This is a genomic window from Oleiphilus sp. HI0067, assembly GCF_001635735.1.
Genome location: NZ_LWFI01000291.1, coordinates 1 through 661, shown reverse-complemented (window position 1 = coordinate 661; position 661 = coordinate 1). Strand labels below are relative to the sequence as shown.

Annotated in this window: 2 protein-coding genes; both read right to left on the bottom strand. The window is 40.1% G+C overall.

Annotated elements, in window-relative coordinates; translation table 11 throughout:
• Positions 1 to 361, bottom strand: a 361-nt coding sequence (locus A3739_RS30670; RefSeq protein WP_068500354.1) for a hypothetical protein, incomplete at its 3' end; no start/stop codon positions are given.
• Positions 362 to 440: 79 nt separating this feature from the next.
• A partial coding sequence (locus A3739_RS03600) for a hypothetical protein (protein ID WP_231876994.1) occupies positions 441 to 661 on the bottom strand: 221 nt, incomplete at its 5' end.

Here is a 661-nt window from a genome sequence, read left to right as displayed (position 1 = left end):
CAACATCGCACGCTTGTAGCTTGTTGTTAAGTGACAAGTGAATGGCAATTGTTGATATCTGTACGCCAGCTAAGTAAGCGGCCGTAACTGATAAAAGCAAGAAAAAGTCCAAGCCTTGAAGTTTTGAAAAACCAGTAAAAGCACAAAAAATAAGTGAAATAGCTGATCCGACCCAAACGAATAAAAATACGGGATGATTATCTTGAATCACTCGATCTGTGACTTGAAAAGCCTTAATAAACTGTTTGTCTTCTAAGTTTTTTATTCCGGGCATTATGACGATTGCGTAAGCGAATAGGAGCCCCGCAACCAGCGAGCATAGTAATGTACATAAAGCTAACATGACATCAAAAATACTCATTATTCATATTTCCCAGCTTTAGAGTCTAACGCCTCAAACTGAGGCCGCGGTCCGCAGCTTTGACTGGTTAAGGGGATTGTTAATCAACATATGACGCTCTCCGGACATAATCACAGAACTGCTCAAGTGCAGACTCATATTCGTCTTTACTACCACTAGCCTTCAAAGCTAATACATTCTGCTTTAAAAGCGCGCCTTCTACTATTGCGAGTTTATTCGGATAGCCAAGGTAGAACTGTTCTTGCAGTAATACTGAAGACATTCTAAGTCGCACAATATCGATTTTACTTTCAATCTCCA